10 protein-coding genes are annotated in these 13,554 nt (G+C 67.1%); 2 read left to right on the top strand and 8 right to left on the bottom strand.

Annotated features, from left to right (window positions below):
- Positions 1 to 41: 41 nt before the first annotated feature.
- From ACZOOI_RS12920 to ACZOOI_RS12910, 3 genes are all read right to left on the bottom strand, one after another.
- Positions 42 to 1,325: a hypothetical protein gene (locus tag ACZOOI_RS12920; protein ID WP_465280789.1), complete on the bottom strand. Its 1,284-nt coding sequence runs from the start codon at positions 1,323 to 1,325 to the stop codon at positions 42 to 44.
- A gap of 131 nt (positions 1,326 to 1,456) precedes the next feature.
- A complete protein-coding gene (locus ACZOOI_RS12915) occupies positions 1,457 to 2,704 on the bottom strand; it encodes a M23 family metallopeptidase (RefSeq protein ID WP_465280788.1) in 1,248 nt (415 codons plus the stop codon).
- 79 nt (positions 2,705 to 2,783) lie between these two features.
- Positions 2,784 to 5,621 carry a DUF1906 domain-containing protein gene (locus ACZOOI_RS12910; protein WP_465280787.1) on the bottom strand — a complete coding sequence of 946 codons (2,838 nt, stop codon included), beginning with the start codon at positions 5,619 to 5,621 and terminating at the stop codon, positions 2,784 to 2,786.
- A gap of 1,320 nt (positions 5,622 to 6,941) precedes the next feature.
- Between ACZOOI_RS12910 and ACZOOI_RS12905 the strand changes: the two genes are divergently transcribed.
- Together ACZOOI_RS12905 and ACZOOI_RS12900 are read left to right on the top strand one after the other, a co-directional pair.
- On the top strand, positions 6,942 to 7,982 hold the full coding sequence (locus ACZOOI_RS12905) for an endonuclease NucS domain-containing protein (protein WP_465280786.1): 1,041 nt from the start codon (positions 6,942 to 6,944) through the stop codon (positions 7,980 to 7,982).
- 256 nt (positions 7,983 to 8,238) lie between these two features.
- Positions 8,239 to 8,586: a hypothetical protein gene (locus ACZOOI_RS12900; protein ID WP_465280785.1), complete on the top strand. Its 348-nt coding sequence runs from the start codon at positions 8,239 to 8,241 to the stop codon at positions 8,584 to 8,586.
- Positions 8,587 to 8,877: 291 nt separating this feature from the next.
- Here ACZOOI_RS12900 and ACZOOI_RS12895 read toward each other — a convergent pair whose 3' ends face one another.
- The 5 genes from ACZOOI_RS12895 to ACZOOI_RS12875 all read right to left on the bottom strand — a co-directional run bounded on the left by ACZOOI_RS12895 (position 8,878) and on the right by ACZOOI_RS12875 (position 13,505).
- Positions 8,878 to 9,102 carry a hypothetical protein gene (locus tag ACZOOI_RS12895; protein WP_465280784.1) on the bottom strand — a complete coding sequence of 75 codons (225 nt, stop codon included), beginning with the start codon at positions 9,100 to 9,102 and terminating at the stop codon, positions 8,878 to 8,880.
- A 289-nt stretch (positions 9,103 to 9,391) separates the two neighbouring features.
- Positions 9,392 to 9,835: a hypothetical protein gene (locus ACZOOI_RS12890; RefSeq protein ID WP_465280783.1), complete on the bottom strand. Its 444-nt coding sequence runs from the start codon at positions 9,833 to 9,835 to the stop codon at positions 9,392 to 9,394.
- A 100-nt stretch (positions 9,836 to 9,935) separates the two neighbouring features.
- A complete protein-coding gene (locus tag ACZOOI_RS12885; RefSeq protein WP_465280782.1) occupies positions 9,936 to 10,256 on the bottom strand; it encodes a hypothetical protein in 321 nt (106 codons plus the stop codon).
- A gap of 280 nt (positions 10,257 to 10,536) precedes the next feature.
- Positions 10,537 to 12,627: a DUF8189 domain-containing protein gene (locus tag ACZOOI_RS12880; protein ID WP_465280781.1), complete on the bottom strand. Its 2,091-nt coding sequence runs from the start codon at positions 12,625 to 12,627 to the stop codon at positions 10,537 to 10,539.
- A 560-nt stretch (positions 12,628 to 13,187) separates the two neighbouring features.
- Positions 13,188 to 13,505, bottom strand: coding sequence for a hypothetical protein (locus ACZOOI_RS12875; protein WP_465280780.1), 318 nt, complete (start codon positions 13,503 to 13,505; stop codon positions 13,188 to 13,190).
- Between the last annotated feature and the right edge of the window lie 49 nt (positions 13,506 to 13,554).

Raw genomic sequence — 13,554 nt, 5'->3', positions numbered from 1 at the left:
GTGCGAACGCCGTTGCTACACAAGGAAATTCAACCTGCGAATCAGTCCGTGGCGGTGGTGCCTTGGGTGCTGGTCCCGTTGCCGTCCCAGTCGCCGGTGAGCGGAGTGAAGCCCGTGTCGCCGTAACGGACGTGAGGGATGTTGGTCTCACCGAGGCGGAAGTAGAAATTGGTATCGCCCGGCCGGTAGACGCCGATCTCGTCGGTCCCGTTGCCGTCCCAGTCACCGGCGAGGGGAACGTCTCCCACATCACCCAAAGCCACGGTCGTGTCGGCATCACCCGCAGCATGGCTGTTCAGCAGATAGAAGGTCCGAGTCGAAGGGCTGTACAACCCGACGGTGTCGAATCCCTTACCGGTCCAGTCACCGGCAATGGGCCGCCAGTCCTCCCCCACACCGAATACGAACGACGTCACGCTCCCACCGGCCATGCGCAGATAGAACGTCGCCGTCGAAGGGTGATACACACCGACGTCGTCACGGCCGTCCCCGTCCCAGTCACCGACGACCGGACGGTCACCCGTACTCCCGAAGGAAACCGAATCCTCCGCCACACCACCCGCGAAATCATTCGAGAGATGGAAACGACTCGCCGCCGGATCGTACGCCGCAGGAGTATCCCCACCCACCCCGTCCCAGTTACCCGACAACGGCACCATCGGAGTATTGCCGTAACTGAAACTCGCGATCGTCGCGACCTCGGACGTCGCAGAATCCGACAGATACCAATTCATGACCTTCTGAGCCGGCGGCGTGTCATCGATTATCTTGTTGTAGCGAAGCGCGAAGTACTCCCACATGGGATGACCGGCCAACGTCGCGTTGTTGAAGTTGCCGCTGCTTTTCGCCATGTCTGTACGTGAGTTGGACTGGTGAATGAATGTGAAGCTGCCTGCGGCCTTGTCGATCCAACCGGTGAAGATGACGATGTGGCCTTCCGCGCGCGTCACGCCGTCACCGGGGTCGTTGTCCAGGACATCGCCGGGTCGGAGGTCGTTTCGGCTGATGCGGGTGGAAACGGAACGCTGGTCGAGTGAATCCGTATTGAAGTTCGTGCTCGGAAGATGCCAGGCCATGGCCACGAGCCCGGAACAGTCCTGGCGATACGTGTGACCGCTGTTGTCGGGGTCCGACGCGTAAGCCCCCTGGTTGTATTGAATATCCCGGTCGTACCAGTTGTTCGCGCGGTCGAGCACCTCGGAACGAGTGATGGAATCGCCGCGAGAGGAAGCGGCTTCGGCCTGCTGGACACTCAGGCAACCGAAGATCGTCGCGGACAGGAGGGAAAGGGAAACGAAAGAGCGAGTGCTCTTCTTGCTGAGCATCGAGGTCCAATCCTTTTCAAGGATCCGGGCATGCGGTGTCGCCGCCGGAATACCGCGCGGTCGACACCGCACTGCCGGGGAATGTGGTTGCTTGTCCTCTTCGAGCGCGCCCGCTGTCGGCGAGAGCCCTCTCAGGTGGCGGTGGCGCCTTGGGTGCTGGTCCCGTTGCCGTCCCAGTCGCCGGTGAGCGGGGTGAAGCCCGTGTCGCCGTAACGGACGTGAGGGATGTTGGTCTCACCGAGGCGGAAGTAGAAATTGGTATCGCCCGGCCGGTAGACGCCGATCTCGTCGGTCCCGTTGCCGTCCCAGTCACCGGCAAGGGGAACGTCTCCCACATCACCCAAAGCCACGGTCGTGTCGGCATCACCCGCAGCATGGCTGTTCAGCAGATAGAAGGTCCGAGTCGAAGGGCTGTACAACCCGACGGTGTCGAATCCCTTACCGGTCCAGTCACCGGCAATGGGCCGCCAGTCCTCCCCCACACCGAATACGAACGACGTCACATTCCCACCGGCCATGCGCAGATAGAACGTCGCCGTCGAAGGGTGATACACACCGACGTCGTCACGGCCGTCCCCGTCCCAGTCACCGACGACCGGACGGTCACCCGTACTCCCGAAGGAAACCGAATCCCCCGCCACACCACCCGCGAAATCATTCGAGAGATGGAAACGACTCGCCGCCGGATCATACGCCGCAGGAGTATCCCCACCCACCCCGTCCCAGTTACCCGACAACGGCACCATCGGAGTATTGCCGTAACTGAAACTCGCGATCGTCGCGACCTCGGACGTCGCAGAATCCGACAGATACCAATTCAGCACCTTCGACGGTGGCGGACCGTCGTCCGGGCAGTTCTTGCTCACCACCGTGCTGCCTTCGGAGAAGGCGACGCCGTTGAGAACCGCCCGCTGTACGGTGCCGTCGCGCAGCTGCTCGTAATGCAGGTGAGGCCCCGTCGAATTTCCGGTACTGCCGACGATGCCGATCTTGTGGCCACGCTCGACGTGGCTGCCCTGGCTCACGTTGAAGCCGTTCAGGTGTGCGTAGAGCGTCTTCCAGCCGTCACCGTGGTCGATCACCACATACTTGCCGTAACTCGTCGACCCCCTGTCGGCGACGAGGCTGACCGTGCCCTCGGCGCTGGCCAACACCGGCTGGTTGACCGTGCCCGCAGATCGCGTCCAGTCGATCGATTCTCGGGACGGGCTGTGGCCGGCTCGCGAATCACCGGTCCATGCCTGGTTGCACGCGAAGGGCATCTGAAAGCCCGGCGTCGCAGCGTGCGCGGAGGTCGCCCCACCGGCTATGGCCGCTGTCGTGGCGAAGAGGATTCCGACGGTGGCGAGGGCACGCCTACGGAACTTGGTAGCGGACATACGTAACCTCTGATCGGTGAGTGAAGTGGGTACGTCGGGCTATCCGCAGCTGACGCGGAAGAGCCGATTCGACGGTGGCTCAGGTGGCGGTGGCGCCTTGGGTGCTGGTCCCGTTGCCGTCCCAGTCGCCGGTGAGCGGAGTGAAGCCCGCGTCGCCGTAACGGACGTGAGGAATGTTGGTCTCACCGAGGCGGAAGTAGAAATTGGTATCGCCCGGCCGGTAGACGCCGATCTCGTCGGTCCCGTTGCCGTCCCAGTCACCGGCAAGGGGAACGTCTCCCACATCACCCAAAGCCACGGTCGTGTCGGCATCACCCGCAGCATGGCTGTTCAGCAGATAGAAGGTCCGAGTCGAAGGGCTGTACAACCCGACGGTGTCGAATCCCTTACCGGTCCAGTCACCGGCAATGGGCCGCCAGTCCTCCCCCACACCGAATACGAACGACGTCACATTCCCACCGGCCATGCGCAGATAGAACGTCGCCGTCGAAGGGTGATACACACCGACGTCGTCACGGCCGTCCCCGTCCCAGTCACCGACGACCGGACGGTCACCCGTACTCCCGAAGGAAACCGAATCCCCCGCCACACCACCCGCGAAATCATTCGAGAGATGGAAACGACTCGCCGCCGGATCATACGCCGCAGGAGTATCCCCACCCACCCCGTCCCAGTTACCCGACAACGGCACCATCGGAGTATTGCCGTAACTGAAACTCGCGATCGTCGCGACCTCGGACGTCGCCGAATCCGACAGATACCAATTCAGCACCATCGACGGCGGGGAAGTCTGGAGTGCGAGGTCGACGTAGTCGCGGTCGATGTTGATCGACACGCCGCCGTACGTCTCGGTGACGTTGCCGGTGTACTGGTGAACGCGCTGGTGGTCGGCCCACAGGTTCGACGGGACTGCCGGGTCCGCGGTGTTGGCGACGTTGTTCCACAACGCGCTGAAGATCACGTCGGGCATCACATAACCGCTGCCGACGTTGTTGGCGAGGTCCTTGATGCCGCTGTCGGAGCTGCTGTAGACCGCCGACTTGTAGCCCCGGGCGTGGAGTTCGGTGGTCCAGGCGGACAGGAACTGAAGCACCTTGGGGCGCAGGCTCGCACTGTACGCCTCCATGTCGTAATAGAGGAGGCTGCCGGGGCCGAGGCCCAGCGCGGCGGCCTGGTTGATGGCGTCGCCGGCGGCGGCGGTGCCCTGGGATGCCGGCGAGGTGATCCCGGGCGCCTGGACGCCGACGTACAGCGGCATGAAGTGCCAGCCGGCGGCGGCCTGTTGCTGGACCCAGCCGGCGGTCAGGTTGGGCTGGGAGCAACCGCGCTCCGCGCCGCCGATGTAGATGCCCACCGAGCGATACGGCGAGTTGTTGCGCCAGGCGTTCATCGTGTTCGAACTCGGCGCGGCGCAGGCGTCGAAGCCCTTGCCGATGTAGTTGGTGGTGTTCGGGGTGGCAGCGGCTGTGTGCAGGCCCTGATCCGCCGACGGGGCCGATTGTTGCGGCATCGCCGGACGCGGATCGGGCAGCGCGGCACCGGACAGGACCGCCCGAACGGCGGCGCGGTCGGCGTCGTAGGTCGCCGTCACCTTGATCCGCGGCGCGTCGACGGTGAACTCACGGGCGGTGGCGTTCTCGGTGGCCCGCGCGGGGCCCGGCGACGAGGCCGGCTCCACGAGGATCGCCTCCCTTTTGCCGAACACCTTGCCGGGGCAATTTTGGGCGACTCCCGGAGTTCCCAGATAGACGGCATTGCGATCGAATCGAACGCAGGTTGTCGGGTCCTGGGCCAAGTCCACTACCGGCCAATTTGTAGGGACGTCGAATATGTATCCCCGGTAATCGACCCGTTTGGTAGCAGAATTACCTTGATCAGCATGGGCGCTTGCAGCTCCTCCCGCGACGACGGCCACCGCCATGGCGAGCGTCATCAATCCTTGGGAGGCTTTTCGACGGTTCTTTTCGGGCATGGAAGCGCCTTCTCGGAATAGGGGATTTCGGTTGGAACGAGCCGAGTTGCTTTTCTTTTTCCGGCTCGTCCGTGGGCAACCTTGGCCGTCGGATCGGCAGAGATCCAGGAATCGGAGCCGGCCGAAACCGGCCTTGGCCCCGCCGGTGATCACCGTCATGCACCGGCGGTTCGTCGGCGGGGCGAGGTCGCCGCCGCCGGCCTCGACGCTTTTGTGCATGAATCGGCCCTCGAAGTCCACCGACGGCAATTCGATCTTCTTGGCGCCGTCGGCGGCGGTGCGGGTGATCGAGTTCAGCCACAGCGTGGGGGACGAACCGTCCTGCGGGTCCGGGTGGTCCTGGCCCGGGGCGCCGGCTTTAGTTGCCGGGGCCCGGGCGTGGGTGGTGGGGGTGCCCGGGCGCGGTGACTCGGGTGCGTCCGTGTTCGAGGTGGTGCCCCATACCGGGGTTCCGGGGGCGTAGCCCTCGGTGGGGAAGGTCGGCAGCGGGGACGTGCCGCGTACGCCGGTTGCCGGGGCGGTGTTGCCGGCGGTGGTTTCGGCCTCGGTGGGTTTGAGCCACGTGGTTTTGCCGGGTTTCCACAGGCGGTGGTCGACACCGGTCAGGGGCTCGCCGGTGTTCGCCGGTGCCTCCGAGCCGTTGACCGACTTCGTCTTGGGCAGCGGGTCCGGAGGCCAGGTGCCGGCGTCCGGCGTGTTCTCGATCCAGTCGGCGGTATGTGCCGTTCCGGTGCCGGCCGTAAGGGCCAGGGGGGTTGCCTCGATCACGAGTCCGCGGAGCGGACGTAATCGGCTCTTTCGCCGCAACCTCGATCCCCGCGCTCTTCTACGCATGACGACGCAACTCCCCACCCAGACGGACCCCGCCCCCGAGCAGGCGAAAGATCGAACGTGGGGCGCACGGTACGGGCCGGTGGCGACGTCGGCAATGGTGCTTTCCGGCATGAATGTGGGATGCGTCACTACAACGGAACGTGTCGCTCAGGAGTCGATCGCGTCACCAAACGGGCTATTGGACTCGATAGGCCGACAAGACGCGAAGGCTCAAATCAGACATCTCGTCTTGTCGACATGATCACTCTTTGTGTATGAACTGCATCACAGTGATTTTCCTTGTCCACGTCACCAAACGACCCGTAGGTTCCCTGCGCCTACGCGCGTTCGCGCCCCCGGTTTCCCCGGTTCAAGGAACGAGGACGACAACGCCGGCTGCGAACCCCCGGGGCCGGCCGACCCCACGAGACCTCCGGAACCCGCGCTGCCTCTGCCCTGGACCGTCGAAGCCGCGCAATCGCAGATGACCGAACTGCCCGGCGAGAAGCGGGCCGCAATGCTGGTCTGCGTCTAGGCCCATCGAGGAACTTGTCGACCCGAATCTGGCCGGTACGGAGGTGCGAACAGACGGTCAATTGGAATGGTTGTACGCCGGGCGGCGCGTCCCTCACACTCCCACCACCACGCCGCGCGACCGGACCTCGTCCGCGTCCCGGCGAGCCGGGCCCAGTGAAACCGGACCGACTATCAATACTCTGCAGGAGGGCCGTCTGTTCGGGCGAGATAGCCCATCACACTGTTTGAGCCCTAGAATCGCTTGGTCGCGGGCAGCGCAACCTCGGTCAGCTTCCTGTCGAAGATCATCCACAACCCGAAGCAGTCGTCGTCCTGGTCCCGCAAGAGAATCTGCACCGTGTGAGGGGTCGGCCACGGCAGGGTCTCCAAATATTCAAAGAAGCCGGACCAGTTCGCTCGCGTAAATTGAATAATCCTCCTTCGGGTGTGGGGCTACCCGCCCACGAATTCTTGTGCCTGCAACCCCCGTCGCGTTTTATCGCGGGATTCGTCCTGGGATCGGCGCGCCTGAACCCCGCTATCGACGGGCCGCGCGTCGCACTCGCCTCGCATCGGCCGGAACACGCCCTAGTGTCTTGAGGCCGCGGAATACTCCGATACCGCCTGGTGGGCGGATGAGAATCCGCCGTGCCGGAAGTGGCCCATGACCGCCACGCATTGACTGTTATGGGCTTCGGATGAGTGTGCCTTCGCGAGCGCTATCGATTGCGGAGCGCGATGCTGGCCGGGCGAACCTCCCCACATCCGGATTGCGGTGGGTCGTGAGGCAGTGGCGACGCGATGGTCCAGGAATCGGCGGAACAAAACGACGACAGGCGGCAGTTGCTCCTGTGGACGACGTTGCCGATGGACTGGAGGAGCATGCCGACCGAGGTGGCAATCTGGCGGATGGACGACACAGGACGGCCTCGACGCATGCGGTCCGCAACCGTGCCGCTGGAGCGCGATCTTGAGGATGTGATCGTCGCCGATCCGGACATCCTGGGGGAACCACTACTCCTGATCGGGCGTCAGGTGCCCACCGCTCACGGCGGGTTCGTGGACCTGCTGGGTGTGGATGGCGAGGGGTCGCTGCGGGTCCTGGAGCTCAAGCGCGACCGGACTCCGCGCGAGGTGATTGCCCAGGCGCTTGACTATGCCTCCTGGGCAGCCTCTCTCTCCCACGCACAAATCCTGCGGATCTTCGCCGACTTTCGCGCCGCCGACGACACCACGTTCGAGGCCGCGTTCGAGGCCCGGTTCGGTGTTGCGGCGCCGGAGGAGCTGAACGTCGCGCATCGGGTGACGATCGTGGCGGCGCGCCTGGACGAGGCGACCGAGCGGATCGTGGGCTACCTCGCGGATCTCGGGGCGCCGGTCAACGCCGTGTTCTTCCACTACTACGAGGATGAGGGGCACCAATACCTCGCGCGGACCTGGCTGCGTGACGAGGCCAAGGTCGCACCTGCCCCTCGGGCGGGGAAGTCCGCGACCCGCGAGCCATGGAACGGACGCGACTGGTACTCGGCCTTTGGTGAGGACGGCACCCGGTCCTGGGACGACGCCCGCGTGTATGGCTTCGTGTCCGCCGGTGGCGGCAAGTGGTTCAGTCAGGGCCTCCGTCGCCCGCGGCTGGGGGATCGGGTCAACGTGTACATCCCGAAGGTCGGGTATGTCGGTGTCGGTGAGGTCAGCGGCGAGCCGACCCGCTTCGCCGAGGCTATGGTGGGCGACGGTGCGGTGCGGTTGTCCGATCAGGAGCTCGTGGGCACGTATCGGCACGCGGGGGACGAGAGCGATCCCGACCTCGCGGAGTACGTCCTGCCGATTCGGTGGCTCAAGACCGTCGATCGCGCCGACGCCGTGCGCAGGCCGGGGATATTCGCGAGCCAGCACCCGATGTGCAGGCTGAGCAACGCCGCTACTCTCACCGTCCTGGCGACGGCGTTCGCGGCGGATGAGGCAGCCCCGGGGTGATCCCATCCCGTCGACGAAGTCGGCGACGTCTTCGTCGAGTTCTTTCACGGGGGCACCGTGCGGGCGCCGGTTAGGAACGTCGGCCGTATTCGTGGTGCGGACAGCCGGCCGTGTGCGGCGCCCCATCGGTGCCCCGGCCCCGGAGCGGAGGCGGGCTCGACCCGTACGAGGTACCGCCGGCGGATCCTGCTGCGGCTCCGTTCCCTGCGACGGCATCATCGGTGCCGTCCCGTCGTGGCAGTGAGAGGACGCATGCATGCCCGACTTCGGTCCCGATTTCGACGATGACGAGTACGACGACTACGACCCTTACTGGGCCGAGCAGGACACGCCGTTCCGGCGGTGGTTGGTGGAGAAACTCGCCGCAGCCGGCTCCGGCCTCCCTGTTGAAGTGGTGTCCTACTACGCTCCCGCCAACCGATACCGCGGACTGCGCGTTGAGGACGCGGATCTGCTCGCGATCCTCACCGACACCAGCGTCGACGAGGTACGGGCTGCACACAAGGCGGACCTTGCGGACTGGGCGCATGAACAGCAATTGCGGGATCACCCGGACCTCGCCGTTCTGGACGCGGACTTGGACCGCATTCGGGGCCGCTCCTGACCCCGGCGTTCCATCCGGGCGATCGGGACGCTGCCGCTTGTCGCGGAGGCTCCCTCCGAACGGGTCCACCGGCACCGGCGGAACTCGCCGATACCTGCTGTCGGGTCCTGGCAGCGCGCCACACTCGGGGCCGTGTGGCCGTTCTCGTGTTCGACCCCCGGCCCGCGACGCCTCGACCGGATCTCGGGCGGGATCCCGGCGGACCACGAGCCGGAGAAGCGGTTCACCGGTACGACGAAGACGGCGTCGCGGTGTACGCCGAGCACTACCTCGGACCGGACGGCCCCGCCCTCATAGCGCGAGAAAATACACGACATTGCATACGAACACCGCACCGGCGCAACGGGCCGCGAGCACCATCTGGCGATAGAAGCCACGCTGTGCAGCCAGCGATCGGGCCGTCTGCCATTGCACCGCGTCGCGCAGCCTCCGCGCCTGCCACAACATCACGGAAACGCTGAAGGCCAGCGCCCCCGATGTCACCATGAGGCTGAACCAGGCGCCGTTGACAGCCATGTCCGTTCCCTTCTTCGTGGGCCTGACGGGAAGTCTCGTGTCGATGGTCCCAGAGCGACCGCTCCGAGTCCCGGCGCTCTGACCCATCCGCCGCGACATCGAGCGCCCGTCGACACCAGGCACGGCGCCGCCGGATGACATCTGGGCCGGACTACGGCGGATGCGCCTTGGCGGAGCGGGCCCGGACGCACCCGGTGAGCCTGCCGCCGACCGCCGTCCGGCAGGGCGCGGCAACGCTTCGTCGTCAGTCGTTTCGGTGCGCGCACGCCCTCCCGTGGTCGGGCCACGCTCAGCGGGGTTCGACGTCCGGAAAGGGCGTGAACCACTGCTGCGGGGCCGCACCGCGGGTGCCGCGCGTGGTCAGCAGGTGTCGTCGGCAACCCGTCCAGTCGTAGTCCATGGGGTCGGCCGGAAGAGCGGCGACCTCGTCGGCGACCAGGTCGGGGTCCTCGACGAGTGTGACTGCGGCGTCCGTCATGGCCAGGGCAAGACCCTCCTGCTCGGCGCGGCACCGAGGGAACGGGAGGCGACCGTGCTCCAGATCGGCGGCCAACGCGTCGACGGCGCCCGCCATGCCGCGTCGCCAGGCGATCTCGGCATCCCACGTCTCCGTGGGCAGACGGTCGAGTGCGCTCCACAGACCTACGTGTCCCTCCACCGGATCGCGGCCGGTGGAGAAGGTGGTCGGTGATCTGTCCGAGCGAATCCGACAGCCCGCCGGTGTCCTTGGCATCGAACCTTGATCGATTGCCACCGAGGTTTGACCAGTGACCGACTATTCGGCCGCGTCGGGTGGTCATCGGGGAGACCGGGGCGCGCGGGGTGGGTTCGGGTCACTGGAGCATGCGGATCGACCATCCTGCGCGGAGGGTGAGCCTCTGGCCGACGCGGAGGTAGTCGACCTGGTACGCGTTGTCGCATCCGGGCCTGGAGTAGGTCCAGGCCAAGCCGTTCGTCCTGTTGACGAAGGTGACGTCGCCCTTCGCCGGGTCGCTGGAGACGCACAGGCCCTGTTTCGGGTCGGTGTAGGCCGTGGTCTGTCCGGCCTGTGTCATGTACAGGGTGCCGGTGGCCGCCTGCGCGGACGTGGTCAGGGCCAGGGCGAGCACGCCGGCGGCGGCCGGCGCGCCGAGCGACATGAGGATCTTGCGCATGTCTTCTCCGTAGGGTGTCACCGGCGTCCTGTGACGCCTGCCAGGAACGGTAGGGACGCCACCGCTGCCCCGGTAAGGGCGTGTCCCTCGTTTGGCGGGCGGCGCTTCGACGCATCGCGGGGGCGCGGCCCTGTCGTCGACCGCGCCGTCTCGGCACGGCGGAGCAGGGTCCCGGGCAGCGCGGGCGGCCTCGGGTGCTTCCCCGTGCGGTGCGTGGGGTGTCGGGGAAGCACCCGGTGGCCGGGTGGTGGGATGGATGTGCGCCTGTGTGAGGGGTCTGCTAGCAGTTGGGGGGCGGTGCCTTCGAGATGCGGACGATCACCGGCGTGCTGGTCTGTTGGTCGGTGTTGTCGACGGCGTGGACGGTGGACTGTCCGGGCGTGATCCAGGGGTTCGCGCCTTGGAACGACCAGTTGCCGACGACCTTCTTGGCGACCAGGCCCTTCTCCAGCCAGCCGTACTCGCCCGGTTTGAGGGGCATGTAGCTGCTGGCCTGGATGGCCTCGGAGCCGATGAAGCTGTGGTCGTAGTGCGCTTCGACGGCTACTTTGATCTTGGTTGTGATGATGGGGAAGCTGAGGCCGGCTTCGGTTTCCAGGGTGAGGGAGCCTCCGATGGTGTTCTCCCAGCCGACGGTGCCGGTGATGGAGACGTACGCGTCCAGTTTGCGGTCGGTGGCGTTCAGGACGAGGGAGCCCTTGAGGCAGGAGTGCTGGGCGACGTAGGCCAGCGGCTGGTCACCGGCGACGGTGAAGCCGCAAGAGCCCTCGGACTGGGTGCACTTGGCGAGGCCGTAGCGGGCCGCGAGCTGGGTCAGCCCCGGTGCCTCGCCGGAGATGCCCACCGTCCACGACCGCACATCGCGGGGCCAGATCGGCGATCCGTCGGGGGTGCAGTCCGTGGCGACGAGGTCGTTGCTGATGTCCACGATGGGTGACTGGGGTGTTCTGCGGTAGATCTGGTGCATGAGGCATTTGTCGGTGTCGACCTGGCGGATCAGCCATCGTCCCGGGGTGGTGTCGGGTTCGAGGTACCAGCGTTGGGTGCTCTGGCCATCGCATTCCCACTGGTTGACGCGGGAGTTGGCCGTGTCGACGTCCATGCAGCGGCTGCTCGCGCGGTTGACGAGTTGGAGCCGGCCGCTGCTGTCGCGTTGGAGCTTCCATCGCTGGCCGGCGTCGTCGGTGGACTCCGCGCCGGTGAGGTAGGAGTGGGTGTTGGCGCTGTCCGCGGGCGCCAGGGCGAGGCCGGTCTGGACGTTCACGATCTTGACGCAGGCCAGGGTTCCGGTGCCCTGGCACGGTTCGGGGCCGTAGCCGAGGTTCTGCCAGTCGGTCCAGTCGTCGCCGGGTGCTCCGGGAGCGTTTTGCGCGCGGTGCTCCAGCGTGCGGTCGGTGCGGGAGACGTACGCTTCCAGGCGGCCGTCGTGGTTGGCCGTGACGGTGGGGTCCGCGTTCAGGGTGCCGCCCAGGCTTGTGGGTTTGCTCCAGGATCTGACTTTGTCGGGTTGGGTCTGCATCAGGTGCCCGAGCTGGTTGTCGGTGCGGCGCAGGAACACTTCCAGGCGGCCGTCGGCGTTGGACGCCACCTGGGGGTCGCCGACCGTGTCGCCGGTCAGGACGACCCAGGTTCCCCACATCGCCCTGTCCTCCTGTTGCACGGCGTGGGAGACGGTGGTGCCGGCGCGGGCGAAGACCTGGAGCCGTCCGTCCTTGTTGCGCCCGACCGCGGGGTTGCTCTCGATGCCGGTCAGGCCCGCGACGGGTTTCCACGCCTTCCATTGCTTGGCGTCGGCCTTTTGCTGGGCCTGGGTCCAGATCTGTCCGTCGTTGCCGCGGACGAACACCTGGAGCCGTCCGTCGGTGTTCATTCCTACCGCCGGCCTGCCGACGAGCCTGACGCCGGTGGGCGCGGCGGTGGTCGCCCAGGGCTTCCACTTCTCCCCGTAGACGCTGCCCGCGACCCCTTGGACCAGGGTCTGCAGGGTGCCGTTCCTGCCGACGCCGAACACCTGGAGGCGGCCGTCGTGGTGCGCCGCGACGGCGACCGAGCCGGCGACGCTGCCGCCGTGGGAGGTCCAGCCGGACGCACTCCAGGCGTTGCCGCAGGCGCTGTCGGTGGTCGTGGGTGAGAGCGAGGAGATCGTGCCGTCGCCGGCGTGGACGAACACCTCCAGGCGGCCGTCGGTGTTCGTGGCCACCACCGGGTCGTTGGCCGTGGCGCCCCCCAGGCTGTCCCAGTCGCTCCAGTTGCCGCCGGCCTCGTTCTGGCCGGCGCGCCAGATCGTGCCGTCGCTCGCACGGACGAACGCCTCGACGCAGCCGTGCTTGTTCAACGCGACCTGCCGCGTGGCCGGGGGTACCGCTGCCACGTATTCCGCCTTTCCCGGCTCGGGTGCCCCCCTCGCCGGGGCCTGCACACAGGTGACCGCGGCCACAACACCGCCGAGCACGATCGCAAGGACGCGGGGGAATCTTCGTGGCGACGTCATGTCGGCTCCCGTCGGGAACGAGCGGTGCCGGCGGCTGCGGCGCGGCACACCCGGAGGCACGCCGACCGTGCCTGAGGGGTGATGCCGCGACCCCGCCTGCCACCGGACCGCAAGGAACGAAAGATGGAAGAGTGGGTGTACGCCGCCCGCGTCCGTCGATCGGGGCGCGGGGACGGAGCCGGCCTCGACGGCCGGGCAGGATCCGGACGCACCGCCAAGGCGGGCGCAGCGCCGACTTGCGCCAGCGGACGGCGTCCGAGGTGATGGACCGGGTCGCCGGACCGGGCGGCGGCCGGGGGCCCGGCGCCCGGCGGCAGGCAGGACGCCGAGGACCGTGTGACCGCTGCTCGGCGGCCGTCCCGGTTCCCGGACGCACTCCGCCCGGGGGCGGGGCTCGCGGTGCGTGCGCCGCGGGTGTTCGATGTCGCGGTGGCGCCCGGTCAGGGGCAGACCCCGCCGACGGGCTTTTGCCCGACAACCAGCAGGCCGTTGCCATGGACGGTTCGGCCGCAGAAGTTGACCTGCTGCCCCCCGGCCGGCGCGGAGCAGATCATACCCACCTCCGTGCCCGGCGGGATGCGGATGCCGAGCAGGGCCGCGACGAGGTCGACGCCCGGGCCTTCGGCGGTGGTGACCACGTTGCAGTACAAGGGCGTGGTGGTCGCGGCGTGGGCGGGCGCGGCGAACACCGCGGGTGCGGCGAGCGCCACGACCCCGGCACACACCACCCGGGCGAGACGACCGAGAACGATTTGCATGAGGACTCCTGTCCGTGCTTCGTCACCGAAGACGGGGAACACCGCCGCC

Source organism: Embleya sp. L77 (assembly GCF_055557415.1).
The sequence above is the reverse complement of the archived record's forward strand: the minus strand, read 5'-3'. Positions and strand labels throughout refer to the sequence as shown.